We start from the raw sequence: 22,857 nt of genomic DNA, 5'->3' as shown, positions 1-22,857 counted from the left end.
ACACTGCCACGCCCTGACAGCGCATCTGAGCCCGGTGGTCGACACATCCCCGACACGGCACCCTGCGACTTGACCCCGCAGTGTGGGCCGCGGGGTTCATGTCGTGTTGCGAGCAGGGTTTCTTACGCCGTGTTCGGCAAGTGACATGCCACGCCGTGGCCGGGCTTTCCCGCACGCGGCGCGCGCAAGGCGCGCCTGAGAGCTCAGGACCAGCGGGGCTTGGGCCGCTCGGTGCCCCGCGGCGCGTAAGGCCAGTAGAGCGACTGCACCTGCTCGTAGCCCATCTCCAGGTGCTTCTTGGTGATGCGCGTCACGCCCTTGGCGACCTGCAGGTATTCGATCCAGAAGGTGCAGATGATCCAGGCGTTGACGACCAGCCGCTCCACCGCGGCTTCCGGCACCTTGAGCCGGCCGTGCTGGATGGCGTGTTGCAGCAGCCGGCGGCCCGCCTCGTGCGAGGTTTCCGAGAGCAGCTTGTTGCGCTCGCGAAGATCAGGCGCCAGGCCGTAGAGCGACTGGGCGTCGCGGTAGAAGAAGCGCCACTCCCAGGCGAACTTGAAGAAGTCCATGATGCTGTCTTCGTTGGCCTTGTCCTGCTCGATGTGCTCCATCTGCCGGCGCGCCATCTCGCCCAGCGCCAGCTCGAACTGGTCGAAGAGCGCCAGCACGATCTGATCCTTCTTCTTGAAGTAGTAGTAGAGGTTGCCTTCGTTGATGCCCACCGTGGCCGCGATCTCGGCGGTGGTGACCGCGCCCGGCCCCTTTTCGTTGAAGAGACGGCGGCAGGTTTCAAGCACGCGCTCGCGGGTCGTGGGCTGGGCTTTGCTCATGGACGCAATTGTCGCCACAAACCCGCACTGCTCACCCGGGCAAGCCCGGATGCGACGCATAAGGTAACCACCTTAGAGTGTTTCGATGAACACGACCTCTTTCCGCCCTGTGGCGGTGATCACCGGCGCGGGCAGCGGCATCGGCCGCAGTCTGGCGCTGCGCCTGGCCCGGCGGAGCCACGACCTCGCACTGTGCGAGATCAACGCGATCCGGCTGGCCGAGGTGGCCCGCGAAGCGCGTGCCTTGGGTGCCCGTGTCAGCGAACACGTCGTCGACGTGGCCGACGCCGCCGCCGTGGCCGCCCTGCCCGCCGCCGTGGAAGCTGCGCACACCCGCGTGAGCGCCGTGTTCAACAACGCCGGCGTGTCGGCGTATGGCGACTTCCGCCAGCAGCCGGCGGCCGATTTCGAGTGGGTGCTCGGCATCAACTTCTGGGGCGTGGTGAACATGTCGCGCGCCTTCCTGCCGCTGCTGCTGCGCGAGCCATCGGCCCACCTCGTCAACGTGTCGAGCGTGTTCGGCTTCGTCGGCATTCCGGGGCAGTCGGCCTATTGCGCGAGCAAGTTCGCGGTGCGCGGCTTCACCGAAGCGCTGCGCCACGAACTCGAAGCCACCGGCGTGCGCGTGGTGCAGGTGCACCCGGGCGGCATCAAGACCCACATCGCGCACGACATGCGCCACCTCGAGAGCGTCGACGCCGCTGCCCGCAAGGCCATGGCCGACGGCTTCGTGCAAAGCGTGCGCACCACGGCCGACGAAGCGGCCGATTGCATCCTCGACGGGCTCGACAAGGGCCAAGTGCGCATCCGCATCGGGGCCGACGCGCGCTTCCTCGACCGGCTGGCGCGGCTGTTGCCGGTGCGCTACTGGAATGTGCTCAAGAAGCGGGCCCAGCGCGGCGCCGCCCAACAGCAGGCTGCGGCCGCGCCCTGATCAGCGCCGGCGCGCCACGATGAAGAGGCGGCGGAACGGGAACACCGTGGTGCCGTCGGCGCGCATCGGATAGGCGACGGCCACCCGCGCGGCGTAGTCGCGCTCGAAAGCCTCACGCTCGGCCGGGTCGGCGAGCGCATGGAGGAAGGTCGCGAGCCAAGTGCCCTTGGTCCATTCCTTCACCGGGTCGGGGCCGGTGAGCACCTGGTGGTACTCGGTTTCCCAGAGGTCGATGTCCTGCGCCAGCGGGGCCAGCAGGTCGTAGTACCAGGCCGGCTCTTCGACCGGCAGCTTCTCGCGCAGCAAGGGCTCGAGCCGCGCGCGCCACGGGCCCGAGCGCACGGCATCGGCGATCGAGGTGTGCGACGGTGCGGCGAAGTTGCGCGGCATCTGCACGGCCAGCACACCGCCCGGCGCGAGCTGCTTCATCAAGTGCTCGAACAGCGCGGTGTGGTCGTGCAGCCAATGCAGCGCTGCGTTCGAATAGATCAGGTCGGCGGGTGACTCGGCTTTCCAGCTCGCGAGGTCTTGCTGCTGCCAGCGCAGGTTGGGCAGCGCATCGCCCGCCTGCTGGAGCATCGCGGCCGACGCGTCGACGCCCGTCACCTGCGCCTTCGGCCAGCGCTCGGCCATCAGCCGGCTCAACTGGCCAGCACCGCAGCCCAGGTCATACACCGTGCGCGGCGCTTCTAGCGACACGCGGGCCAGCAGCTCCAGCGCCGGGCGCAGGCGGGGCTGCTCGAACTTCAGGTATTGGGAGGGGTTCCAGCTCATGGCGCTGAATGGTGCGCCCGCCACGCCGGTCTTGCAAACCGGGTGGCGGGCGACCTTTCATGCCGCGAGGTTCAGGCGGCGCAGCTCGCGGTGGCCGAGCTGGCGCTTGTGCATCGCATACGCATCGCCGCGGCCGTAGCGCTCCTTCAGCTCCAGGCGATGACCGTGCCCCACCTCGCGGCGCAGCAGCAGGTCGTAGGCCTTGGCCTTGCGATCGCACGGGTCCAGCGTGCCGAGGCGTACCTCGTACCACTGGCCGTCCACGCGGTGCCACTGGCAGCCCGGTGCGATGCCGGGTTGCCCTTCGCGCCGATCGGCCAGCGGTGCTTGGGCCTTGGCGGCTTTCGCCGCCTTGGCTTCGCGCCGCGCCTGCTGCCGTTTCCGGTTCACCAGCACGATGCCGGTGAGCGGGTGCACGAACAGCTCGGCGCGGCTCTCGGCGATGGGCACGAGCCCCCGCCAGTTGTGGCACCACACCTCACCGCCCTGCCACAGCGTCTCGTGCTCCACGGTGTCGCGGATGTGCTGGAACAGATGGGCCTGCACCACGCTGCGCTTGTCGAGCGCAGCGCACAGCTCGCCGTACACCTTGGACCACGGCCGGTTCACCTGCTGGCGCAGGTAGCGGCGCAAAGGCCCGAGGTGTTCGCCAAACCACTTCTGGCCACCGCCGTCACGCTTCATGCCCAGGTGCACCGGCGCACCTTCTCCGTCGGCATCCACACGCTGCCGGTTCTGGCGACGCTTGCCTTTCATGGTGCGGGCAAAAGCGCGCCCCCAGCGGGGCTCCTCCACCAGCACCTTGCTCATGTCCTCACGCATGGCGAACTCCTTGTTCGCTCACGCGCGAGATGTTTCGATTGCCCATGACGGGCCTCCTTCGATGTCGATCCAACAGCCTGGCGATGTGCGACGCGCAGGCTCGCGCCTGCCGAGGGGGCAGGTGTTCGAGAGCAGATGGACTTGGAGAGTCCTGGGCGCGTCGAGAACGGTCTACAGCGGTGTGCAGTGCACGGTGACCGTCACGCGCCAGGCTTTGGCGCAACGGTCAGTGCATCGGGAGATGGCACTGGGTCATGGGTCTGTCGTGTTGCGTTGAGTAATGGGCCCCGACGGCGCTTCGCGCCGCCCCCCCGAGGGGGTTGAGTCAACTTGGGGCGGCCCGACGTTGACTCGAGAGGCGCGCATCTTATGCATCGCCGATGCGCCGTCAACCCCCGCGTCAACTGCCGCGCTCGACGATCGCCTTCATCTGCACCGTGAGTGCCTTGCGGCCCGCCACGTTGTTGCTGCGCCAAGCCGTGAGCGCGAGTTCGAGGAAGGCACTCTCCGCCGGCGTGGGCGCCGCGCTCTTGCGCGGCTCGTCGAGCCAGTTCACGTGCCGGCCGCACATCACCTCGATCTGCCGCGCGAGCTTGTCGCCGATCGGGCGCGACGACTTGATCTGGCTCCACATGCTGGGCGAGATCTGCAGCTTGGCGGCGAAGGCCTGCTCCAGGCCCTTGGGGGGTGCGCCGGCGGCCACGGCCTGCTCGGCATGCTCTTGGAAAAGGGCCAGCACGTTGTGCCGGCGCGTGAGGGTGATGTTCGCCACGAGGTCTGGTGTGTGCTGACGTTGTGTTTGGTTGCAACGATGTCGAACAACATTGTCGCAGGGGGTTGACCAGTTGGGTAAAGAGTCTTTACAGTCCGCTTCCTCGCTCGCAAGAGCATCCGTTTTCAATCAAGGCTGCATCGTGACAACCCGCAAGCACATCGACGGCAACACGCAAGGAAGCGCACTGCGCGGCCTGCATGCGTTCGCTTGTGCATTCGGCATTGACATGCAGTCGCTGGGTTATTCGCAGCTTGATCGCAGCGAGCCCACATCGACACCGGGAAAGGGAAGCGCCTAGGCGCACGCCCTTCTAGCTCTGTACCCCAGAGGCCCGGTTTCCAACAGGAACCGGGCCTTTTGCTTTGCTGGACCTGACCTCGTGCATCGGCGCGAAGGTCGCGGCTCTTCGGAGTCGCAGCTCTTTAACAATTTGCCGCAGGACATGCGCCGGTACTGGCCGGCACTGCATGCCTGCAAGAAGTGCGGAAGGCGAGCCCTCGACGAGGGCCGCCGACCGCCTCACTTCGGCTGTGCCCATGCACTCCGCAGCTCGCAAACCTGGTGTGGGCGGCTCGGGATGTGCATGGCAGTACGCGACCCCTGGACCCAGGTCGACGTGCCAAGCCCTGTGCAGCGAGACACCGACGCCTGACGAGGCGCTCGCGTGTGGACACAGCCGAAGTGGGATCTTGAACAAGAGCCTGCGTGGAGCTCACGCTTCGCAGGTGGAAATCGGCCGCAACGATTGGGCGGCGCCGGAACCCGTGACCGGATGGAATTGCTTCGTTAACTCAGTGGCAGAGTGCCGGCCTGTCTAGCCGGAAGCCGCGGGTTCGAGTCCCGCACGAGGCGCCAGTTTGTCTATATCCATTTACATACCTCGTTAGCTCAGTGGATGAGAGCGCCTGCCTACGAAGCAGGAGGTCGCACGTTCGAATCGTGCACGAGGTGCCATTTCTGTCTCGACGTAGCCAAGTGGTCGAAGGCATCTGCCTGCAAAGCAGACGGCAACAGCCCGCACCCGTTCGAATCGGGTCGTCGAGTCCAGACAGTTCTCGCGTAGCTCAGTGGCAGAGCGCCGTCTTGATAAGGCGGAGGCCGGTGGATCGTTCCCACCCGCGGGTACCAGTTTCTCTCTCGGTGTGGCGCAGCTGGTAGCGCGCGTGCTTTGGGAGCATGAGGCCGCAGGTTCGAAACCTGCCACCGAGACCATTCACCTTCTCTTTCAACAACCCACTCTACTCATCATGAAACGCTCGATGATCCAGCGCAGGCAGGACGCCGAGCGCGAACGACTAGAACTCTGCGATGCCGCGCTTCGCCGCGTGATGCGCCGCCCACGCCCCACGCCGGACTTCGGAAAGGCGCTCAATGAAGCCGAGCGCGGCTTCTCTGGCGAGGTGGTGCGCGACCACCAGACCTGGCATCCGCAGATGAAGACGCGCGACGCCGCCCGCCTGCGCCTGGCTGCGGCGCGGCACCTCTTTGCGCTGTATCCCGTGCCCGAGACGCTCGAGCGCATCTGGATCGACGACACGGGGCTCAGTGTCGAGGAGGTTCGGCTGCGCCGGCAGTGGTACGTCACGGCGGCGCGCGGTGGCTCACTCTACAAGGCGGGCGCCAGCACCTGGCTGACGCGCAAGGAAGTGCACCAGTTTCTCCACTCGTCGGCGGGCCTGGGCTTCGATGAAGCTTTCTGGGAAGCCATCGCGCGCTCCTACACCGACGATCCCGCCGTGGCCTTGCGCATCGCACGCTCGAAGATCGCTCGCACGCCGCGCGGCGAGATCGAGTTCTGGCGCGGGGTGGCACGGTTCTTCTGCGCCAACCCGGTGCCGGTGGAAACGATCGACGACCTGTGTGACTACCTGGCCGAATGCCGGCGCCGTGACTCGCACTACAGCCTCGAGGGCCGCACCTTGCACGCGCTAACCCGTCGCATGCACGAGTGGCACCACGACATCGCGGCCATCGAGCGCATCGAAGCCATGCAGCGCCGTGCCCACGGGCGCGCTGCTAACGCGTGCACGGCCAATGCAGTCTGGTCAGGCTCACCGCTCGCCGATTGGGAGTGGGCGCCCTCGTCCAGGGAGGCCAAGACGAAGGGCGAGCGCTACGTGATCCGGCAGTTGAAACAGGCCGAAGACCTGGTGATGGAAAGCCGCGCGATGCGCCACTGCGTGTCGACCTACGCCAGCAAGTGCATCTCCGGTCGCGCCTCGATCTGGTCGCTGCGGCGATGCACGAAGCATCAGATCGATCGGCTGCTGACCATCGAACTCGATCCGCAACACCGGGCGGTGCAAGTGCGCGGGTTTGCCAACCGGCTGGCGCAAGCGGCCGAGCGACAGGTAATCGAGCGCTGGGCGAAGGCACGCGGCATTGCCCTGCCGTGAAATGCGCGTGCGCTGAGGGGTGGCCGTAGCTCAAGGGTAGAGCCGCGGTTTGTGGTGCCGCTGGTGTCGGTTCGAGTCCGACCGGTCACCCCTCAGCGCATGTGATTCTTTTCTTCAACCCAACCCCTCGTGGCGAAACAGGCAAACGCACCGGTCTCAGAAGCCGGGGCCGCAAGGCATGTCCGTTCGACTCGGACCGAGGGGACCACTTTCACAGGAGAACACCATGAAACCATTCGACGACGACCAGCACGCCTGCTTTCGAGGTCACGCGCAAGCGCCGCAAGGGCTTCCCCTCTGAGACCGGCGTCAAGCGTGGCGACCGCATCGTGCGCGGGCAGAAGGAGCTGATCGAGAAACTCGGTCGCAACGACCCCTGCCCTTGCAGGTCCGGGAGGTTGTTTCAAGCACTGCTGCATGCGCAGCGGCTGCTTTCGACGGCGTGAACCGCCATCACTACCAGCGTTGACGCCGCACATGGAGAGCTGCCCGAGCGGCAAGGGACCGGCTTGCTAAGCCGAGGTCGGCGATCGCATCGCCGCGGGCGTTCGATCCGCCCGCTCTCCGCCAACACATCTACCCAACTTCGGCCGCGTAAAGGAGGCCCCCGTGCATCAAGACCATCACCAACACGTGCTGCAACTCGACCTCCAGGGCACGCCCCAGGCGTGGATCTCGCTCGAACAGGCCGCTTTGCACGTGGCCACGGGCTCGGTCGCGTGGGTCGACGGCGATGGCCCGCTCGCCACCTTGCGCGGCGGCTTCAACGTCGCCCGCAGCCGCCAGTCCTTGATCGAGATCCACCCGATCGTCGCTTTGCGTGGCGCTTCGAAGATCAACTTGCACGACATCGTGCCGGCGATCACCAAGCTGAAGCTCTTTCGCCGCGACCGCCACACCTGCGCCTACTGCGGGCAGGTGTTCGGTGACCGCGACCTGCAGTGCGAACACATCCAGCCCGAGTCGCGTGGCGGCCCCTGGAGCTGGATGAACCTCGTCACCGCCTGCGCCCACTGCAATGGCCGCAAGGCCGACCGCACGCCGGAGGAAGCCGGCATGCCTTTGCTGTACCTGCCTTACGTGCCCAGCCGCTTCGAGAACTTTTTGCTCGAAGGCCGCCGCATCCGTGCCGACGTGCACGAGTGGCTGGCCGCACGCCTGCCCAAGGGGTCGCGCCTGCACTCATGAGAATCACGCTTGAGTGTGCGGGGGGCGATCCCGCCTCCTCTCATTCAAACGAAAGACGCCTCATGAAGAACGAACAACTCCCAGCGCTCGACCTCAAGGTCAAGCAGCCGCCTGTGCTCTTCGGCAAGACGCAGGCCCTGATCGCGAAGCTGGCCGACCGCCTGGGCGGGCCGCTAGTCACCTACTGGAACGGCCCGCGCGGCTCGGTGTGCAGCAACGACGTGATCGCGCTGCACCACGTGCTCGCGAAGCTCGGCCGCCACCCGGTGCTGTACCTCTTCCTCAAGTCGGACGGCGGCAGCGGCCAGACTTCGCTGCGCATCGTGAACCTGCTGCGCCAGCACTGCGATCGCCTGGTGGCGCTCGTGCCGCTGGAGTGCGCCTCGGCCGCCACGATGGTGGCGCTCGGCGCCGACGGCATCCAGATGGGCCCGACCGCCTACCTCACCGCCGTCGACACCTCGCTCAACCACCCGCTCTCGCCGGTCGACCGTGACAACGACCGCGTGAGCGTGAGCCTCAACGAGCTGCAGCGCGTGATCCGCCTGTGGCGCGAGCAGCAAGGCGAGCATCCCGAGAACGCTTACAAGTCGCTGTTCCAGTACGTGCACCCGCTGGTGATCGGCGCGGTGGACCGTGCGGAGTCGCTGTCGATCATGCTGTGCCGCGAGCTGCTGGCCTACCACGTCACCGACGCTGACAAGGCCGAGGCGATCGCAACCGCGCTGAATGGCAAGTACCCGTCGCACAGCTACCCCATCCTGCTCGACGAGGCGGTGAAGATCGGCCTCAAGGCCGAGCGCATGCCGCCTGATGTGAATGCGATGCTCTTGCAGCTGAACGCTCACTACAGCGAGATGGGACAGAAGGCGACGACCGACTTCGACGAGACGCACGCCCACAGCAACGAGATCTTGAACATCTGGGAGTCGGCCGCATCGCAGGTCTACTACCAGCAGGACAAGGACTGGTTCTACCGTGCCGAAGAGCGCCGCTGGATCACGCTGAACGACAACAGCGGCTGGCGTCGCATCGAGCGTGTGGGCAAGCGCATCGTGCGTTCGGAACTGCACGTCGCGTAAAGAATCTGCTGCGAACGGCGAACCGCTCACAGGCAGGGGCTCGGGAGTCACTCCCGCCCCGCCGGTGTGCCGCTGCCGGAGCAATCCGTCGTGGTGGCATATGCCGCACGCCGGTCGCAGCTGATAGGGGCCACCGAATCGGTCGCATTGCGCCGGGTTCGACCCCCGGGTGGCCCGCCAACTGGATAGCTCAGTGGTAGAGCAACACATTTCCCATGTGTCTGTCGCGGGTTCGACTCCCGTTCCAAGCCAAACCGGTCGAAAGACCTCCGCCGGACGTGAAGCCGCAAGGCCTCATCAGCGGCGGCAGCCCGCACGTGGGACACGCGGGGTTCGCGTGCACGGCAAGCCGAGGTGCCTCGACTGGGAGGCGAGCACCGACGCGCACCGTGTCACCCGGGCCCAGGCATCCAACGTCCGCTGCCGTCCCTGTAACGGCACCCTTTGAGTCAACGCCGGGCCGCCCCAAGTTGACTCAACCCCCTCGCGGGGCAGCGGCGGTGACGCCGCTTGGGGGCATCCATTCATCCACACGCAAATCACAAGAAGGAGAACCAACATGGAACTCAAGCGTGTCACCGTCAAGAAGAACGAACGCGGCCTCCTGCTGCGCAATGGCGATTTCGAGCGCGTGCTGCAACCGGGCACGCACTGGCTCGCTTCCGGCCTCGACCGCCTGCGCGTCGAGACTTTCTCGATCGAGCAGCCGGCGTTCACCCACCCGCTGTCCGACTATCTGCTGGCCAAGGAGCCGGCGGTGGTCGAGGCGGAGTTCGTGCGCGTCGAACTCACTGAAACCCAGGTCGGCCTGCGCTATGAGAACGGCGTGCTGGTCGAGCTGCTGGCACCGGCGACGCGTCGCCTGTACTGGAAGGGTTTGGTCGACGTGCATGTCGAGGTGATCGACATCGCCGACACGGCCGAGCTGCCAGCCACGTTGGTGCAACGCCTCACGCAAACGCAGCTGCGTTCGCGTGCGGTCGCCGGCCTCACCGGCGTGCTCACCGTGCAGGTGCCCGAGCACAGCGTGGGCGTGCTGACCGTCGACGGCAAGGTCGAGCGCCTGCTGCCGCCGGGCCCGCACGGCTTCTGGAAGTTCAACCGCACGCTGTCGGTCGAGCTGGTCGACCTGCGCCTGCAGGCCCTCGACGTCACCGGCCAGGAGATCCTGACCCGCGACAAGGTGGGCCTGCGTCTGAACCTCTCGGCCACCTGGCGCTATGCCAACGCCGATGCGGTGCTGACCGCCTACACCCAGCTCGCCAAGCCCGCGGACCACCTGTACCGCGAGCTGCAGTTCGGCTTGCGTGCGGCCGTGGGTACGCGCACGCTCGACGAGCTGCTGGAGAACAAGTCGGTGATCGACGAGGTCGTGTCGGCCCACGTGCGCGCCAAGCTCTCGGTCTTCGGACTCGAGATCGACGGCGTGGGCGTGAAAGACATCGTGCTGCCGGGCGAAATGAAGACCATCCTCGCCCAGGTGGTCGAGGCCGGCAAGGCGGCCGAGGCCAACGTGATCCGCCGCCGCGAGGAAACCGCGGCCACGCGCTCCCTGCTCAACACGGCCAAGGTGATGGAGGACAACCCCACCGCCCTGCGCCTGAAGGAGCTGGAGACGCTGGAGCGCGTGGCCGAGCGCATCGACAAGATCTCCGTCTTCGGAGGCCTCGATCAGGTGCTCAACGGCCTGGTCAAGCTCCGCTAAACCCTGCCCGCCTCCCGACGACGGAGGCGGGTGCTACAAGGAACAACATCATGGAACCCCAACACATCCACGAAGACGTGCCCGGTGGCGTGCCGCTGAAGATGTGGACGCAAGGCGTGCCCGTCGAAGACGAAGCCAAGCGCCAACTCAGCAACGCAGCCCGCCTGCCCATCGTCTTCAAGCACATCGCCGCCATGCCCGACGTGCACCTGGGCATCGGCGCGACCGTCGGCTCGGTGATCCCGACCGTCAAGGCCATCATCCCGGCCGCGGTGGGCGTGGACATCGGCTGCGGAATGATCGCGTGCAAGACCACGCTCACCGCCGAAGACCTGCCCGACAACCTGGCGCCGCTGCGTGCCGCCATCGAGCGCGCCGTGCCGCACGGCCGCTCGCCGGGTGCGCGCGACCCCGGCGCGTGGCAGAAGCCACCCGGCTCGGTGAACACCGCCTGGGCGCAGCTCGAGCCCGAGTTCACCGAGCTCTGCCGCGACTACCCGAAGATCGCCAAGACCAACCACATCCAGCACCTGGGCACGCTGGGCTCGGGCAACCACTTCATCGAGGTGTGCCTCGATGAGCAGAAGGCCGTCTGGTTCATGCTGCACTCGGGCTCGCGCGGCGTGGGCAACTTCATCGGCACGATGTTCATCGAGCTGGCCAAGCAAGACGCGATGCGCCATCAGGCCAACCTGCCCGACCGCGACCTCGCCTACTTCGAGGAAGGCAGCCGCTACTTCGGCGACTACGTGCGTGCCGTGGGCTGGGCGCAGAAGTTCGCCGCCATCAACCGCGAGGTGATGATGCGGCGCGTGATCGAAGCCGCGAAGACGGTGATCCGCAAGAACTTCCAGTCGCACATCGAAGCGGTGAACTGCCATCACAACTACGTGCAGAAGGAACGCCACTTCGGCGAAGACGTGTACGTCACCCGCAAGGGCGCGGTGAGTGCGAAGGCCGGCCAGCTCGGGATCATCCCCGGCAGCATGGGCGCGCGCAGCTACATCGTGCGCGGCAAGGGCAACGCCGATTCGTTCGAGAGCTGCTCGCACGGCGCCGGCCGTGCGATGAGCCGTGGCGAGGCCAAGCGCCGCTTCACGCTGGCCGACCACCGCAACGCCACCCAAGGTGTCGAGTGCCGCAAGGACAAGGACGTCATCGACGAGACGCCCGCCGCCTACAAGGACATCGACGCCGTGATGGAAGCGCAGCGCGAGCTGGTCGACGTGGTGCACACGCTGAAGCAGGTGGTGTGCGTCAAAGGGTGAAAGCCACCGGCGCGCAGGCCATTGGGTAAGCTCGCCCGCGCATTCACCCTGCCCTCCGATGCCCGCCACCCGCCCTGCCCGCCCCTTGCGCCACAAGCTGATCCTGCTGGCGGCGGTGGGCTTGTTGCCGGTGTCGTTGCTCGGCGGCTGGGGCATCTGGAGCGCCATCCAGACGCAGCGGCAAAACCTCGAACGCTCCACGCTGGAGCTCTCTCGTGCGCTGGCGAGCGCGGTGGAATCGGAGATCGACGCCACCCTGCGCTCGCTGGCCGCGATGGCGCGCTCGCGGCCGCTGGCCGAGGGCCACATCGCTGCGTTCTACGACGTCGCGCAGAACGAGGTGGCGGCCCGCCCCGCGTGGGCTGCCGTCGTGCTCACCGATGGGGCAGGCGAGGTGCTCTTCAACACGGCCGAGCCCTACGGCAGCCGCGATCTGAAAGTCGTCGACCCGCTGAGCCTCGCGCAGGTGATCCGCACCGCCCGGCCGGTGGTGGGCGCCCTCTCCTTCGGCCCGCGCCAGTCGGGTGCCTTTGCCGCGCGCTGGCCGATCGTCGCCGACGGCAAGCTCGCACACGTGCTCACGGCCGCGGTGAAGCCCGAACCCATCCTCGACGTGCTGCAGAAGCAGAGCGTGCCGCCGGGTTGGGTGATCGCGGTGTTTGACAGTGCACAGAACCGCGTCGCCCGCACACGCGAGCACCAGAGCCGCGGGCCGTCGCCCTCGCTCAAGGCGCTGCTCGCGCGCGAAGCCAGCAGCGGCAGCGGCCTCACCCAGTCGCTCGAAGGCGATGACGTCTACACCGGCTTCACCCGCCTGCGCGACCTGGGCTGGACGGTCGCCGTCGGCGCGCCCACCGAAGGCCCTGACCAGGCCCTGGCCACGAGCCTCGCCTGGTACGTGGCGGGCGCGCTGGCCACGGTGCTGCTGTGCCTGGCGCTCGCGCGGCGCATTGCCGACCGCATCACGGAAGACATCCATGCCGTGCGCGACAGCGCCGTGCGGCTCGGCGAAGGCCAGGCCGTGGCCGAAACGCACAGCGAGATCCAGGAGATCGACCAGATGGCCCGCGCGCTGCGCTCGGCCTCGCAGCGCCTGAGCGAGACCACCGAGTCGATGCGCCAGGCACTCAGCCAGGCCACGGCCGCCGCGCAGGCGAAAGACCAGTTCCTCGCGGTGCTGGGCCACGAGCTGCGCAACCCGCTCGCGCCCATGCTCACCACGCTGCACCTGCTCAACCGCAAGAGCGACGACAGCACCGCGCGCGAGCGCGAGATCATGGGCCGCCAGGTGGCCCACATGCGACGGCTGGTCGACGACCTGCTCGACGTCTCGCGCATCACGCGCGGCAAGCTCGAGATCCGCCGCGAGCCGGTCAACCTCTTCAGCGTGGTCGAGCGGGCCGTCGAAGCGGTGCAGCCGGCGGTGGCGGCCAAGCGCAGCCAGGGTTTGTTCGTCGAGCTGCCTTCACGCCCGCTGTGGGTGGAAGGTGACGAAACCCGCCTCGTGCAGGCAGTGACGAATCTCTTGACCAATGCGCTGCGCTTCGGCGGCCAGGGCACGATCGCCCTCTCGCTGAACCTGGACGAGCTGCACCAGCGCGCGCGCCTGTGCGTGGAAGACGAAGGCGAAGGCATGCTGGCCGAGACGCTGGAGCGTGTCTTCGAGCCCTTCTACCAGGCGCCGCAGACCTCGGAGCGCGCCACCGGCGGCCTGGGCCTCGGCCTGGCGATCGTGCGCACCATCGTGCAGCTGCATGGCGGCGAGGTGCAGGCGCACAGCGAGGGCCTGCAGCGCGGCAGCCGCTTCACCCTCGAGCTGCCGACCATCGAGCCGCCGTTGTCGGCCGACACCGTGCCGCAGCGTGTGGCCGCCAACGGCGTGGGGCGTGTCCTCGTGGTCGACGACAACACCGATGCCCTCGACACCGCCGCCGAGCTGCTGCGCGACGCCGGCCACGAGGTGCAGACCGCCGGACACCCGCGCGACGCGCTGGCCGCGTTTGCGCGCCTGCAGCCCGAGGTGGTGGTGCTCGACATCGGCCTGCCCGAGATGGACGGCTACCAGCTCGCGCAGGCCCTGCGCAACGCGAGCCCCGGCTGGCGTGGCCGCTTCATCGCGTTGACGGGCTATGGCCAGGAGGCCGACAAGGCCCGCGCCGCCGCGGCCGGGTTTTCGGTGCACCTCACCAAGCCGGCCGATCCCTCGGCCCTGCTGCACTCGGTCGACATGCTGCTGGCCAAGCCGGCCAGCGGCGTGTGATGCGTGCGCGGGTGTCAACCCCCGCGCAGGTAGTGAACCATCGTGTACAGCGCCGACACGCTCAGGCCCAGCACGACGCAGGTCACGGCCATCAGCCGGGCCATGCTGGCACCCTGCGACCGTTGCCGCCGATGGGCGGAACCCGAGACCTCCTGCAGGCTGCCGAAACCCGACAGCGCGGAATACCCTGTGGAACGGCCGAAATCGGTGGGCCGCTCGTCGGACGGCTCATGGGCCCAGTCGAAGACCTGGGTGGGTTTGAAATCGGGAGGGCGGCGCATGGTGAAATTCTGTAACCACATGCAGCCGCGCTCAACACCGCGCCTGCGGGGACAGCACCCGCCGGACCGAGGGGGAGAAGAGGTCGAGAGATGAGCTTCGCTGCGGGTCCACCCGAAGAACCTGTTGAATGCTGGTCAGCCCGCGTCCGCGGGCGTGTGCAAGGTGTCGGCTACCGCGACAGCTGCGCGCGCGAGGCCGAAAGGCTGGGCGTGAAGGGCTGGGTGCGCAACCGGCTCGACGGTTCCGTCGAAGCGCTGATGCTGGGGCCTCCGGCGCAACTGCAGCAGCTGGTGGCATGGTTGCAACGCGGCCCGCCGGCAGCGCGCGTCGACGAGGTCGGCGTGACGCCGGTGGTGCCGCCGTATCCCGACTGCGAAAGCTTCGAACGGCGGCCCACCGCGTGACACGGCGCTGCGCCGGCCATACGAACCGCCGAACGGCTGATTTACTCGACCGTGACGCTCTTGGCCAAGTTGCGCGGCTTGTCCACGTCGGTCCCGCGCGCGCACGCCGTGTGATACGCCAGCAACTGCAGCGGCACCACGTGCAGGATGGGCGACAGCACGCCGTAGTGCTCGGGCATGCGGATCACTTGCAGGCCTTCTCCGCTTTCAATGTGCGTGTCGGCATCGGCGAAGACGAAGAGTTCGCCGCCACGGGCGCGCACTTCCTGCAGGTTGCTCTTGAGCTTTTCGAGCAGCGCATCGTTGGGCGCGACCGTCACCACCGGCATCTCGGCCGTCACCAGGGCGAGCGGCCCGTGCTTCAGCTCACCGGCCGGGTAGGCCTCGGCGTGGATGTAGCTGATCTCTTTCAGCTTGAGCGCGCCTTCGAGCGCGATCGGGTAATGCAGGCCACGGCCGAGGAAGAGTGCGTTTTCCTTGCGGGCGAAGATCTCCGACCAGGCGATGACCTGCGGCTCCAGCGCCAGCACCGCCTGCACGGCGACGGGCAAATGGCGCAGCGCCTTGAGGTGCGCCAGCTCCTGTTGCTCGCTCAGGTGGCCGCGCACTTGCGCCAGTGCCAGCGTGAGCAGGAAGAGGCCCACGAGCTGCGTGCTGAAGGCCTTGGTCGACGCGACGCCGATCTCGGCACCGGCGCGGGTGATGTAGGCCAGCTCGCACTCGCGCACCATCGCACTCGTGGCCACGTTGCAGATGGTCAGCGTGTGCCTCATGCCCAGGCTGCGCGCGTGCTTGAGCGCGGCGAGCGTGTCGGCGGTCTCGCCGCTCTGCGTGATGGTGACGACGAGCGTGCGTGGGTTGGGCACGCTGTCGCGGTAGCGGTACTCGCTCGCGATCTCGACGCTGGTCGGGATCTTCGCGATGCTCTCCAGCCAGTACTTGGCCACCGAGCCGCTGTAGTAGCTGGTGCCGCAGGCGAGGATGAGCACGCTGTCGACATCCTTGAACACGCGGTAGGCCCCGTCGCCAAAGAGTTCGGGCGTGATGGCTTCCACCGCATCGAGCGTGTCGGCAATCGCGCGCGGCTGCTCGAAGATTTCCTTCTGCATGTAGTGGCGGTAAGGCCCGAGTTCGGCCGCGCCGGTGTGCACGTGCACCGTGCGCACCTCGCGCTCGACGCTCTTGAACATCACGCCACCATGCGAGCGCGCGGTGATCCACACCTTGCCGAGCTGCAGGTCGACCACATCGCCCTCTTCCAGATACGCGATCTGGTCGGTGACACCGGCCAGCGCCATCGCATCGGAGGCGAGGAAGAAGTCGCCCTTGCGGTCACCGGCGCCCACGCCGAGCACCAGCGGCGAGCCTTCGCGTGCGCCGATCACGCGGTGCGGCTCGTCGCGGCAAAAAACTGCGATGGCATACGCGCCGCGCAAACGCAGCGTGGCCTGCTGCACGGCCGCGAGCAGGTCGCCCTCGTACAGATGGTCGACGAGGTGGGCGATGACCTCGGTGTCGGTCTGGCTGTCGAAGACGTAGCCGCGTGTCTTGAGTTCGTTGCGCAGCTCGTCGTGGTTTTCGATGATGCCGTTGTGCACGAGGGCGATGCGGCCCACGGCCGTGACGCCGCTTGCGTCGGTGCCCTGCTTGGGTTGCGGGCCCGGCGAGAAATGCGGGTGGGCGTTGTGTTCGGCCGGCGCGCCGTGCGTGGCCCAGCGGGTGTGGGCGATGCCGGTGCCGCTGTCGATCTTGTCTTCGGCCACGCGCGCGTCGAGCTCGGCCACCCGGGCGGTGCTGCGCGCGCGCTTCAGCTCGCCGCCTTGGTGCACGGCCACGCCGCAGGAGTCATAGCCCCGGTACTCGAGCCGTTTCAGGCCCTCGATGAGGATGGGGACGATGTTCTTGGTGCTGACGGCGCCGACGATGCCACACATGGTGCGCTTCCAAAAAGATGGGATGGCGGGAATGGTAGGAAGTAGGCTTTGGTCGATGCTTGCAATATTCAATGCCAAACGAAATAATCCGTCACTCGCCTTGACCGCCGGAATAATTCTTCAAATCTCGATCAAGTATGGAAGAAATGTCGCTCGACGACACCGACCTCCGTTTGCTGGACCTCCTTCAGCGGGACGCCTCCCTGTCCAACCAGGACCTCGCGGCCGCCGCCCACACCTCCCCGGCCACCTGCCTGCGCCGCGTGCGGCGCCTGGTCGACGCGGGCGTGATCGAGCGGCGCGTGGCCCTTCTCTCCAGCGAGCGGCTGGGCGCCGGGCTCACCGTGCTGGCCGAGGTGACGCTCGACCGCCAGGGCGCGGAGCACCTGGCCGCGTTCGAGGCGCGGGCCGTGGCCGACGCCGCCGTGCAGCAGTGCTACCGCGTCTCACCCGGGCCCGACTTCATGCTGGTGATGCAGGCGCCCGACATGGCGGGCTACCACGCGCTGGTGCAGCGCCTCTTCACGCAAGACGCCAACGTGCGCAACGTGAAGGCCTTCTTCAGCGTGCACCGGGCCAAGTTCGAGCCCGCGATCGTCTTGCCGTCAGCGCCTACGCGGTCCTGAGCACGACCAGGCCCTTGAGGTACTCGCCTTCGGGGAAGGTCACCGTCATCGGGTGGTCGGGCGCCGCGCCGGTGCGCGCATAGACGAGGCCATCCACGTTCGCATCGAGCCCCGCGCCGGCCACGATCTTGTGGAAGAGGTCGGCACTGATGCCGCCCGAGCAGGAGTAGGTGAACAGCAGCCCGCCCACCTCCAGCAGCTGGAAGGCGAGGCGGTTGATGTCCTTGTAGGCGCGGGCCGCGCGCTCGGCGTGACTCACGGTGGGGGCGAACTTGGGCGGGTCGAGCACGATGGCGTCGAAGCGCTCGCCACGCTTGAGCGCTTCGCGCAGCGTCTGGTTCACGTCGGCATCGAGCGCGGTGTGGCGCGAGGCGTCGAAGCCGTTGAGCGCGACGTGACGGGTGGCGCGGGCCAGCGCCGGGGCCGACGAGTCGACGCTCGTCACCTGCGTGGCCCCGCCAGCGAGTGCCGCCACGCTGAAGCCGCCGGTGTAGCTGTAGCAGTTGAGCACGCGCTGGCAGCCGAAGTGGTGCACCGTGTCGGCAAAGAGCTTGCGGCTGTCGCGCTGGTCGAGGTAGTAGCCGGTCTTGTGGCCTTCGGCCACGTCGAGGGTGAGTTGCCAGTCGTGTTCGTGGATGGTGAGCTCGGTCGGGCCTTCGCCCCGCAGCCAACCCGTCACTTCGGGCAGGCCTTCGAGACCGCGGCTGCTGGCGTCACTGCGTTCGTAAAGCCGGGTGAGGCCCGTGGCGGCAAGCAGCTGGTCGGCGAGCGTCTTCTTCCAGCGCTCGGCGCCGGCACTCAGGAATTGCGCGCACAGCGTGTCGCCATAACGGTCGACGATGAGGCCCGGCAAGCCATCGGCCTCGCCATGGATGAGCCGCACTGCGTCGCTCGCGATCGGCAGGCGAGCGCGAATGTCGATCGCCTTGCGGATTCGCCGCTCGAAGAAGGCCGCATCGATGCGCTCGGTCTCGTCGAAGCTCCACGCCCGCACGCGGATCTGCGACTGCGGGCTGAAGGCCGCCCACGCGAGAAACTTGCCGTCGCGGGCGTTGACCCGCACGGTCTCGCCGGGGTCGGCCTTGCCCGAGTGGATGCTGCTCTCGAAGACCCAGGGGTGGCGCTTTTGCAGCGAGCGCTCTTTGCCGTCTCGCAGGGTGATGGCTTTCATGGGCGCGATTGTCGCGCTCGATGGCCGTTGCCATCTTCAGTGCTTGACGTTCATCGTGATCACCGCGCTCAGCACCTTGGTGCCCTCGGTGTCGTAGGCGCCCACCGGCACTTCGATGTTGCCCGGCTGCGACCAGTCGACGCCATCGGCCTCGGTCACCACGCGGATGTCGGTCTTGGCCTTGGCCAGGTACTGCACCGTCATCGCGATGGGCAGCCAGCGCGCGCCCTGTGGAATGGAGACGTCGGTGCAGGTGCCGGCCACCAGCTCGGCGCCGTTGCACAACGCGATCGCGTGCACCGTGCCGATGTGGTTGTGCACCTTGCGCTGGTTGCGGATGCGCACTTCGGCAAAGCCCTTGCGCAGGTCGACGAACTGCGGCTCGACGCTCGAGAAGTACGGGGCCACGTTGCCGATGGCGGCCGAGAAGTTTTCGGGGCCGAGTTGCTGGTAGAGGGCGAGGTTCTGGCTCATGTCGAAGATTCCGTGGTGAAGTGGATGGATGCGGCGTGGTGGAGAAAGCGGACCACGACCGCAAGCTCGTCGTTCGTGAATCCCTTGGTGAGCTGCGCGTTCACTCGCGCCAGCAGCGGCTGGGCCCGCGCGACCACCTCGCGACCCTTGTCGGTGAGGTAGAGGCGGGTCGAGCGCCCGTCCTGCTCGCAAGGCTGGCGCCGGATCAAGCCGTTGTCCTCCATGCGGCCCACGAGGCCGGTGATGGCGGAGTTCTTGAGCTGCAGCTGCGCCGTCAGGTCTTTCAGCTGGCAGCCTTCCTGCGAGTGGATGGCAAAGAGCGCCACCACCTGCGTGCCCGACACCTCGAGCTCGGCGCTGAACACCTGGTCGGCCGAGCGGAACAGGTTCTGGCGTGCCTGGGCCACCAGGTGAAAGAGGCGCGGCTTCATCGGCCGCGGTTCGATTTACTTCGCATGCGGACTATATTAGTACGCATGCGAAGTAAATGCAATCGGGCAGCCGTCAGCGGAAAACAGCGACAGGACTCAGCGCTTCTTTGCGCGGGGATGGGCGGCGTCGTACACCTTCGCCAGGTGCTGGAAGTCGAGCTTCGTGTAGACCTGGGTGGTCGTGATGTTGGCGTGGCCCAGCAACTCCTGCACCGCGCGCAGGTCGCCGCTCGACTGAAGCAGGTGCGAGGCGAACGAGTGCCGCAGCATGTGCGGGTGCACGTGGGTCGGCAGGCCCGCTTGGAGCGCACGGGCCTTCAGGCGCGAGCGCACCTGACTGGCGGTGAGACGGGTGCCGCGCTGGCTGACGAAGAGGGCCGGCTCGCCGTGCGCCGCCAGCGTGGCGCGCTGCTCGAGCCACGCCCGCAAGGCCGCGAGCCCCGGCCCGCCGACGGGCACGCTGCGCCGCTTGCCGCCCTTGCCGAGCACGTGGGCGGTGGCATCGGACGAATCGATCCAGCCCGCCGCCGTGCCGCTCGGCTGCACGTCGAGCGCCACCAACTCGCCCACGCGCAAGCCGCAGCCATAAAGCAGTTCGACGACGCAGTGATCGCGCGCCGCCAACGCAGGGTCGGCGTGCTCATCGGCTTGCTCGGCGAGTGCCACCGCGTGGTCGACCGACAAGGCGTTGGGTAGCGGCTTCGCGGCCTTGGGCGCACGCACGCCATCCACCGGGTTCAGCGTGACCAGCCCTTCACGCCCGGCCCAGCGGTAGTAGCCACGCCAGGCCGAGAGGATCAGCGCGATGCTGCGCGATGCCAGGCCCTGCGCATGCAGCTGCGCGGCCCAGCGGCGCACGTGGTGCACTTGTGCGACACGCGGTGAGGCAAGCTTCGCCTCCGCCGCGAATGCCTGAAGGCGCTGCAGCGCGTCGCGATAGAGCGCGAGCGTGCGCGCTGCGAGCCTCCGCTCGACTTCGAGATGAACGAGATGCCGACGCAGGTCGTCGTCGGGACTCGCTGCGTCGGGCATGGGGCGTCAGGTGACGGGCAACAGCCGCGCCAGGCCGGCACTCGCGATCTCGCCGATGCGCACGAGGAACTCGGTGCCCATGTCGGCGCTGTAGCGCGTGGGGTCGGGCGAGGCCAGCACCAGGAGGCCGAAGGCCTCGCCAGCGCCGCCGTGATGCAGCGGGATGAGCGCCATCGAGGCCACCGAGCGCGGGTCTTCAAGCCACGAGGCGGCTTCGAAGCCGGCGTTGACGCCGCAGTACGGCAGGCTCAAGCTCGACGCAAAACTGCGCGCATCGTCGCTCACCGGCTTGGCGAAGCCGAGCATGCTGAAGGCTTCGGCCGCGCCCCACACGCGAATGGCCGCCTGCGGGATCATGAACTGGTGCTTCAGCTCGCGCACCAGCACGTCGGGCAGGTCGCCCGGGTTCTGGGTGAGCATGATGGCGCGCGTCCACTTGTGCAGCTTGTCGGCGATGGCCACGTTTTCCTGGCCGTGGCGGATCATCTCGACGATGCGCTGCTCCAGGCCCTTGTGCTTCTCGCGCAGCATTTCCATCTGCCGCTCTTGCAGCGAGACGGCGCGCTGCCCGTGCGGGCTCATGATCTGGATAGAGGCCAGCAGCTCGGCGTGCCGCTCGAAGAACCCCGGCGTGTTGGCGAGGTAGTTGGCGATGTCCTGCTCGGTGATGCCTTGGATGCTCACAGCGAAATTTCTCCTTCGAAAACGGTGACGGCCGGACCGGTCATCAGCACGTGCGAATCGCCCCCTTGCCATTCAATGGTGAGGCGACCGCCACGCGCATCGACGTCGACGCGCTTGTCGAGCAGGCCAAGGCGGATGCCCGCCACCACCGCCGCGCAGGCGCCGGTGCCGCAGGCGAGCGTCTCGCCAGCCCCGCGCTCGTAGACACGCAGGCGGATGTGGTTGCGGCTCACGACCTGCATGAAGCCGGCGTTGACCTTGCGCGGGAAGTGCGGGTCGGCTTCGATCAGCGGGCCGTGCACCTCGACGGGTGCGTGGTCCACGCTGTCGACCACCTGCACCGCGTGCGGGTTGCCCATCGAGAGCACGGCCACGTCGTCGATGACGCCATCGCCCACGTCGAGCGGCCAGAGTTCGAAATCGCCGTGGCGGCGCGGGCTGAGCCCCTGCGGGTCGAAGGGGACTTGCGGCAGCTCGAAAACCGGCGCCCCCATGTCGACGGTCACGCGGCCGTCGTCTTGCAGGCGCAATTCGAGTTGTGTGTTGAGGGTGTCGACGCGGATCACCTTCTTGTCGGTGAGGCCGCGGTCGCGCACGAAGCGCACGAAGCAGCGTGCGCCGTTGCCACACTGCTCGACTTCATCGCCGCTGCCGCCGTTGAAGATGCGGTAGCGGAAGTCGACGCCCGGCGTGCGGCTCTTCTCGACGACGAGGATCTGGTCGGCACCCACGCCGAAGCGGCGGTCGCCGAGCTGTCGGTACTGCTCGGGCGTGAGGTCGAGCGGCTGCTGCGTGGCGTCGAGCACGACGAAGTCGTTGCCCGCGCCCTGCATCTTGGTGAACCGGAGTTGCATCTCGCGATTATCCGGCCGCTTTGCGAAAAGCCCTCGTCAGTACAACGACGGTTCGCCCGCCGGGCGGGTCTTGAAGCGCTTGTGCACCCAGAGGTACTGCGCCGGGTTGCGGCGGATCTCGCTCTCGATCCAGCGGTTCATCGCGGCCGTGTCGGCCACGGCATCGTCGCTGGGAAAGCCGGGCAGCGGATCGCCGAAGCGCACCCGGTAACCCTGCCCGCCCGGCAGCATCTCGGCCACCACGGGCTGCACCACCATGTCCAAGGCCTTGGCCATGCGCGAGGGTGCGAGCAGCGTCGCGGCCTGCACGCCGAAGAAGGGCACGAAGGCGGCGTCGCGCTCGCCGAAGTCCATGTCGGGCAGGTTGAAGAAGGCGTGGCCCTTGCGGATGGCGCGGATGAGCGGCAGCGCCTTGTCGCTGCGCGGGAAGATCTCGGCCTTGTCACCGAAGCGCAGCCGGCCCTTGCGGATGATGTCGTCCATCACCGGGTTGCTCTGCGCCTGGTACATCGAGCAGGCGTATTGGCTCTGGAACAGCAGCACCGCCACGCCGGCCACGTCGAGCCCCATGAAGTGCGGCACCAGCCACATCACCGGGCGCGGGCTGGTCTCGGCAAGCTTCACGTCGCCCTCGACGTGGATCATCGACTTGAGCCGCTCGGCCGGGGCAAACCACAGCAGGCTGCGCTCGAGGATGCTGCGGCCGAGCCAGCGAAAATGCTCGCGGGCGAGGCGCTCGCGTTCCCGGGCCGACAGCTCGGGAAAGCACAGCTCCAGGTTGCGCAGCGCCACCTTGCGCCGCGCGCCTGCCAACGCGTAGAGCAGTCGGCCGGTGCCGTTGCCCACCGCCGCGAGCAGCGACAGTGGCAGCAGGTGCAGGCACCACATCACGCCCAGCAGCACGCGGGCACCCAGGGTTTCGGCGCGGCTG

At 67.6% G+C, this 22,857-nt stretch carries 24 protein-coding genes and 8 tRNA genes; 19 read left to right on the top strand and 13 right to left on the bottom strand.

Annotated features, from left to right (window positions below; genetic code table 11):
• Window positions 1-203: 203 nt before the first annotated feature.
• Window positions 204-830 (bottom strand): TetR/AcrR family transcriptional regulator, encoded by a 627-nt coding sequence (locus tag KF892_19800; GenBank protein ID MBX3627262.1) that lies wholly within the window; start codon window positions 828-830, stop codon window positions 204-206.
• A gap of 85 nt (window positions 831-915) precedes the next feature.
• Here KF892_19800 and KF892_19795 point away from each other — a divergent pair, with 85 nt between their 5' ends.
• Complete coding sequence (locus tag KF892_19795) at window positions 916-1,764, top strand: SDR family NAD(P)-dependent oxidoreductase (GenBank protein ID MBX3627261.1); 849 nt, start codon at window positions 916-918, stop codon at window positions 1,762-1,764.
• On the opposite strand, the gene KF892_19790 is transcribed toward KF892_19795, so the two are convergent.
• From KF892_19790 to KF892_19780, 3 genes are all read right to left on the bottom strand, one after another.
• The gene (locus KF892_19790; GenBank protein ID MBX3627260.1) at window positions 1,765-2,538 is read right to left on the bottom strand and encodes a methyltransferase domain-containing protein; all 774 of its coding nucleotides are present in this window, start codon (window positions 2,536-2,538) and stop codon (window positions 1,765-1,767) included.
• A 57-nt stretch (window positions 2,539-2,595) separates the two neighbouring features.
• Window positions 2,596-3,360: a hypothetical protein gene (locus KF892_19785; protein MBX3627259.1), complete on the bottom strand. Its 765-nt coding sequence runs from the start codon at window positions 3,358-3,360 to the stop codon at window positions 2,596-2,598.
• A gap of 400 nt (window positions 3,361-3,760) precedes the next feature.
• Complete coding sequence (locus KF892_19780) at window positions 3,761-4,132, bottom strand: hypothetical protein (protein ID MBX3627258.1); 372 nt, start codon at window positions 4,130-4,132, stop codon at window positions 3,761-3,763.
• Window positions 4,133-4,274: 142 nt separating this feature from the next.
• Between KF892_19780 and KF892_19775 the strand changes: the two genes are divergently transcribed.
• The 16 genes from KF892_19775 (at window position 4,275) to KF892_19700 (ending at window position 14,034) form a co-directional block, all read left to right on the top strand.
• Window positions 4,275-4,433: a hypothetical protein gene (locus tag KF892_19775; GenBank protein ID MBX3627257.1), complete on the top strand. Its 159-nt coding sequence runs from the start codon at window positions 4,275-4,277 to the stop codon at window positions 4,431-4,433.
• Window positions 4,434-4,915: 482 nt separating this feature from the next.
• A tRNA-Asp gene (locus KF892_19770) sits at window positions 4,916-4,990 on the top strand.
• A gap of 22 nt (window positions 4,991-5,012) precedes the next feature.
• Window positions 5,013-5,089, top strand: a tRNA-Arg gene (locus KF892_19765).
• Window positions 5,090-5,096: 7 nt separating this feature from the next.
• Window positions 5,097-5,182: transfer RNA gene (locus KF892_19760), tRNA-Cys, on the top strand.
• 89 nt (window positions 5,183-5,271) lie between these two features.
• Window positions 5,272-5,347: transfer RNA gene (locus KF892_19755), tRNA-Pro, on the top strand.
• 35 nt (window positions 5,348-5,382) lie between these two features.
• A complete protein-coding gene (locus tag KF892_19750) occupies window positions 5,383-6,531 on the top strand; it encodes a PcfJ domain-containing protein (GenBank protein ID MBX3627256.1) in 1,149 nt (382 codons plus the stop codon).
• 19 nt (window positions 6,532-6,550) lie between these two features.
• Window positions 6,551-6,621 (top strand) — tRNA-His (locus KF892_19745).
• A gap of 33 nt (window positions 6,622-6,654) precedes the next feature.
• A tRNA-Leu gene (locus KF892_19740) sits at window positions 6,655-6,739 on the top strand.
• 121 nt (window positions 6,740-6,860) lie between these two features.
• On the top strand, window positions 6,861-6,977 hold the full coding sequence (locus KF892_19735) for an SEC-C domain-containing protein (protein MBX3627255.1): 117 nt from the start codon (window positions 6,861-6,863) through the stop codon (window positions 6,975-6,977).
• Between the two features lie 33 nt (window positions 6,978-7,010).
• A tRNA-Ser gene (locus KF892_19730) sits at window positions 7,011-7,101 on the top strand.
• Between the two features lie 39 nt (window positions 7,102-7,140).
• Window positions 7,141-7,719, top strand: coding sequence for an HNH endonuclease (locus tag KF892_19725; protein MBX3627254.1), 579 nt, complete (start codon window positions 7,141-7,143; stop codon window positions 7,717-7,719).
• Window positions 7,720-7,781: 62 nt separating this feature from the next.
• Window positions 7,782-8,801 (top strand): hypothetical protein, encoded by a 1,020-nt coding sequence (locus KF892_19720; protein ID MBX3627253.1) that lies wholly within the window; start codon window positions 7,782-7,784, stop codon window positions 8,799-8,801.
• A gap of 181 nt (window positions 8,802-8,982) precedes the next feature.
• Window positions 8,983-9,053: transfer RNA gene (locus KF892_19715), tRNA-Gly, on the top strand.
• Between the two features lie 307 nt (window positions 9,054-9,360).
• On the top strand, window positions 9,361-10,506 hold the full coding sequence (locus KF892_19710; GenBank protein MBX3627252.1) for a slipin family protein: 1,146 nt from the start codon (window positions 9,361-9,363) through the stop codon (window positions 10,504-10,506).
• Window positions 10,507-10,556: 50 nt separating this feature from the next.
• Window positions 10,557-11,774 carry an RtcB family protein gene (locus tag KF892_19705; protein ID MBX3627251.1) on the top strand — a complete coding sequence of 406 codons (1,218 nt, stop codon included), beginning with the start codon at window positions 10,557-10,559 and terminating at the stop codon, window positions 11,772-11,774.
• Between the two features lie 58 nt (window positions 11,775-11,832).
• Window positions 11,833-14,034, top strand: coding sequence for a response regulator (locus KF892_19700; protein ID MBX3627250.1), 2,202 nt, complete (start codon window positions 11,833-11,835; stop codon window positions 14,032-14,034).
• Window positions 14,035-14,048: 14 nt separating this feature from the next.
• Here the strand turns inward: KF892_19700 and KF892_19695 are convergent, their stop codons facing one another.
• Entirely contained in the window at window positions 14,049-14,315 is a 267-nt protein-coding gene (locus KF892_19695) for a hypothetical protein (protein MBX3627249.1), read from the bottom strand.
• A gap of 90 nt (window positions 14,316-14,405) precedes the next feature.
• On the opposite strand from KF892_19695, the gene KF892_19690 reads away from it, so the two are divergent.
• Entirely contained in the window at window positions 14,406-14,720 is a 315-nt protein-coding gene (locus KF892_19690; protein MBX3627248.1) for an acylphosphatase, read from the top strand.
• A gap of 41 nt (window positions 14,721-14,761) precedes the next feature.
• Here KF892_19690 and glmS read toward each other — a convergent pair whose 3' ends face one another.
• Entirely contained in the window at window positions 14,762-16,654 is a 1,893-nt protein-coding gene (gene glmS, locus KF892_19685; GenBank protein MBX3627247.1) for a glutamine--fructose-6-phosphate transaminase (isomerizing), read from the bottom strand.
• Between the two features lie 137 nt (window positions 16,655-16,791).
• On the opposite strand from glmS, the gene KF892_19680 reads away from it, so the two are divergent.
• Window positions 16,792-17,280 carry an Lrp/AsnC family transcriptional regulator gene (locus KF892_19680; GenBank protein MBX3627246.1) on the top strand — a complete coding sequence of 163 codons (489 nt, stop codon included), beginning with the start codon at window positions 16,792-16,794 and terminating at the stop codon, window positions 17,278-17,280.
• On the opposite strand, the gene KF892_19675 is transcribed toward KF892_19680, so the two are convergent.
• From KF892_19675 to KF892_19645, 7 genes are all read right to left on the bottom strand, one after another.
• Window positions 17,267-18,451, bottom strand: a complete 1,185-nt coding sequence (locus tag KF892_19675) for a class I SAM-dependent methyltransferase (protein MBX3627245.1) — start codon at window positions 18,449-18,451, stop codon at window positions 17,267-17,269. The genes KF892_19680 and KF892_19675 overlap by 14 nt on opposite strands.
• 36 nt (window positions 18,452-18,487) lie before the next feature.
• Window positions 18,488-18,925 carry a DUF4442 domain-containing protein gene (locus tag KF892_19670; GenBank protein ID MBX3627244.1) on the bottom strand — a complete coding sequence of 146 codons (438 nt, stop codon included), beginning with the start codon at window positions 18,923-18,925 and terminating at the stop codon, window positions 18,488-18,490.
• Entirely contained in the window at window positions 18,922-19,356 is a 435-nt protein-coding gene (locus KF892_19665) for a MarR family transcriptional regulator (GenBank protein ID MBX3627243.1), read from the bottom strand. Before KF892_19665 ends, KF892_19670 begins: the two co-directional genes overlap by 4 nt.
• Before the next feature lie 96 nt (window positions 19,357-19,452).
• Window positions 19,453-20,388, bottom strand: a complete 936-nt coding sequence (locus KF892_19660; GenBank protein MBX3627242.1) for a tyrosine recombinase XerC — start codon at window positions 20,386-20,388, stop codon at window positions 19,453-19,455.
• A gap of 6 nt (window positions 20,389-20,394) precedes the next feature.
• Complete coding sequence (locus KF892_19655) at window positions 20,395-21,072, bottom strand: DUF484 family protein (GenBank protein ID MBX3627241.1); 678 nt, start codon at window positions 21,070-21,072, stop codon at window positions 20,395-20,397.
• Entirely contained in the window at window positions 21,069-21,926 is an 858-nt protein-coding gene (dapF, locus tag KF892_19650) for a diaminopimelate epimerase (protein MBX3627240.1), read from the bottom strand. The genes KF892_19655 and dapF overlap by 4 nt, the downstream gene beginning before the upstream one ends.
• 36 nt (window positions 21,927-21,962) lie before the next feature.
• A complete protein-coding gene (locus KF892_19645; protein ID MBX3627239.1) occupies window positions 21,963-22,814 on the bottom strand; it encodes a lipid A biosynthesis acyltransferase in 852 nt (283 codons plus the stop codon).
• Between the last annotated feature and the right edge of the window lie 43 nt (window positions 22,815-22,857).

The sequence above is a fragment of the Rhizobacter sp. genome (genome assembly GCA_019635355.1).
Lineage (GTDB): Bacteria > Pseudomonadota > Gammaproteobacteria > Burkholderiales > Burkholderiaceae_C > Rhizobacter.
Note: the sequence above shows the minus strand (reverse complement) of the source record. Positions and strands in the feature narration are given on the sequence as shown.

What these genes read in the sequence shown, in the direction of transcription:
- KF892_19665 (MBX3627243.1), bottom strand. Translation starts at nt 19,356, where the DNA reads ATGAAGCCGCGCCTCTTTCACCTGGTGGCCCAGGCACGCCAGAACCTG.
- KF892_19670 (MBX3627244.1), bottom strand. Translation starts at nt 18,925, where the DNA reads ATGAGCCAGAACCTCGCCCTCTACCAGCAACTCGGCCCCGAAAACTTC.
- KF892_19645 (MBX3627239.1), bottom strand. Translation starts at nt 22,814, where the DNA reads ATGTGGTGCCTGCACCTGCTGCCACTGTCGCTGCTCGCGGCGGTGGGC.
- KF892_19800 (MBX3627262.1), bottom strand. Translation starts at nt 830, where the DNA reads ATGAGCAAAGCCCAGCCCACGACCCGCGAGCGCGTGCTTGAAACCTGC.
- KF892_19795 (MBX3627261.1), top strand. Translation starts at nt 916, where the DNA reads ATGAACACGACCTCTTTCCGCCCTGTGGCGGTGATCACCGGCGCGGGC.
- KF892_19660 (MBX3627242.1), bottom strand. Translation starts at nt 20,388, where the DNA reads ATGCCCGACGCAGCGAGTCCCGACGACGACCTGCGTCGGCATCTCGTT.
- dapF (MBX3627240.1), bottom strand. Translation starts at nt 21,926, where the DNA reads ATGCAACTCCGGTTCACCAAGATGCAGGGCGCGGGCAACGACTTCGTC.
- KF892_19695 (MBX3627249.1), bottom strand. Translation starts at nt 14,315, where the DNA reads ATGCGCCGCCCTCCCGATTTCAAACCCACCCAGGTCTTCGACTGGGCC.
- KF892_19680 (MBX3627246.1), top strand. Translation starts at nt 16,792, where the DNA reads ATGGAAGAAATGTCGCTCGACGACACCGACCTCCGTTTGCTGGACCTC.
- KF892_19750 (MBX3627256.1), top strand. Translation starts at nt 5,383, where the DNA reads ATGAAACGCTCGATGATCCAGCGCAGGCAGGACGCCGAGCGCGAACGA.
- KF892_19675 (MBX3627245.1), bottom strand. Translation starts at nt 18,451, where the DNA reads ATGAAAGCCATCACCCTGCGAGACGGCAAAGAGCGCTCGCTGCAAAAG.
- KF892_19705 (MBX3627251.1), top strand. Translation starts at nt 10,557, where the DNA reads ATGGAACCCCAACACATCCACGAAGACGTGCCCGGTGGCGTGCCGCTG.
- KF892_19700 (MBX3627250.1), top strand. Translation starts at nt 11,833, where the DNA reads ATGCCCGCCACCCGCCCTGCCCGCCCCTTGCGCCACAAGCTGATCCTG.
- KF892_19720 (MBX3627253.1), top strand. Translation starts at nt 7,782, where the DNA reads ATGAAGAACGAACAACTCCCAGCGCTCGACCTCAAGGTCAAGCAGCCG.
- KF892_19710 (MBX3627252.1), top strand. Translation starts at nt 9,361, where the DNA reads ATGGAACTCAAGCGTGTCACCGTCAAGAAGAACGAACGCGGCCTCCTG.
- glmS (MBX3627247.1), bottom strand. Translation starts at nt 16,654, where the DNA reads ATGTGTGGCATCGTCGGCGCCGTCAGCACCAAGAACATCGTCCCCATC.
- KF892_19690 (MBX3627248.1), top strand. Translation starts at nt 14,406, where the DNA reads ATGAGCTTCGCTGCGGGTCCACCCGAAGAACCTGTTGAATGCTGGTCA.
- KF892_19785 (MBX3627259.1), bottom strand. Translation starts at nt 3,360, where the DNA reads ATGCGTGAGGACATGAGCAAGGTGCTGGTGGAGGAGCCCCGCTGGGGG.
- KF892_19790 (MBX3627260.1), bottom strand. Translation starts at nt 2,538, where the DNA reads ATGAGCTGGAACCCCTCCCAATACCTGAAGTTCGAGCAGCCCCGCCTG.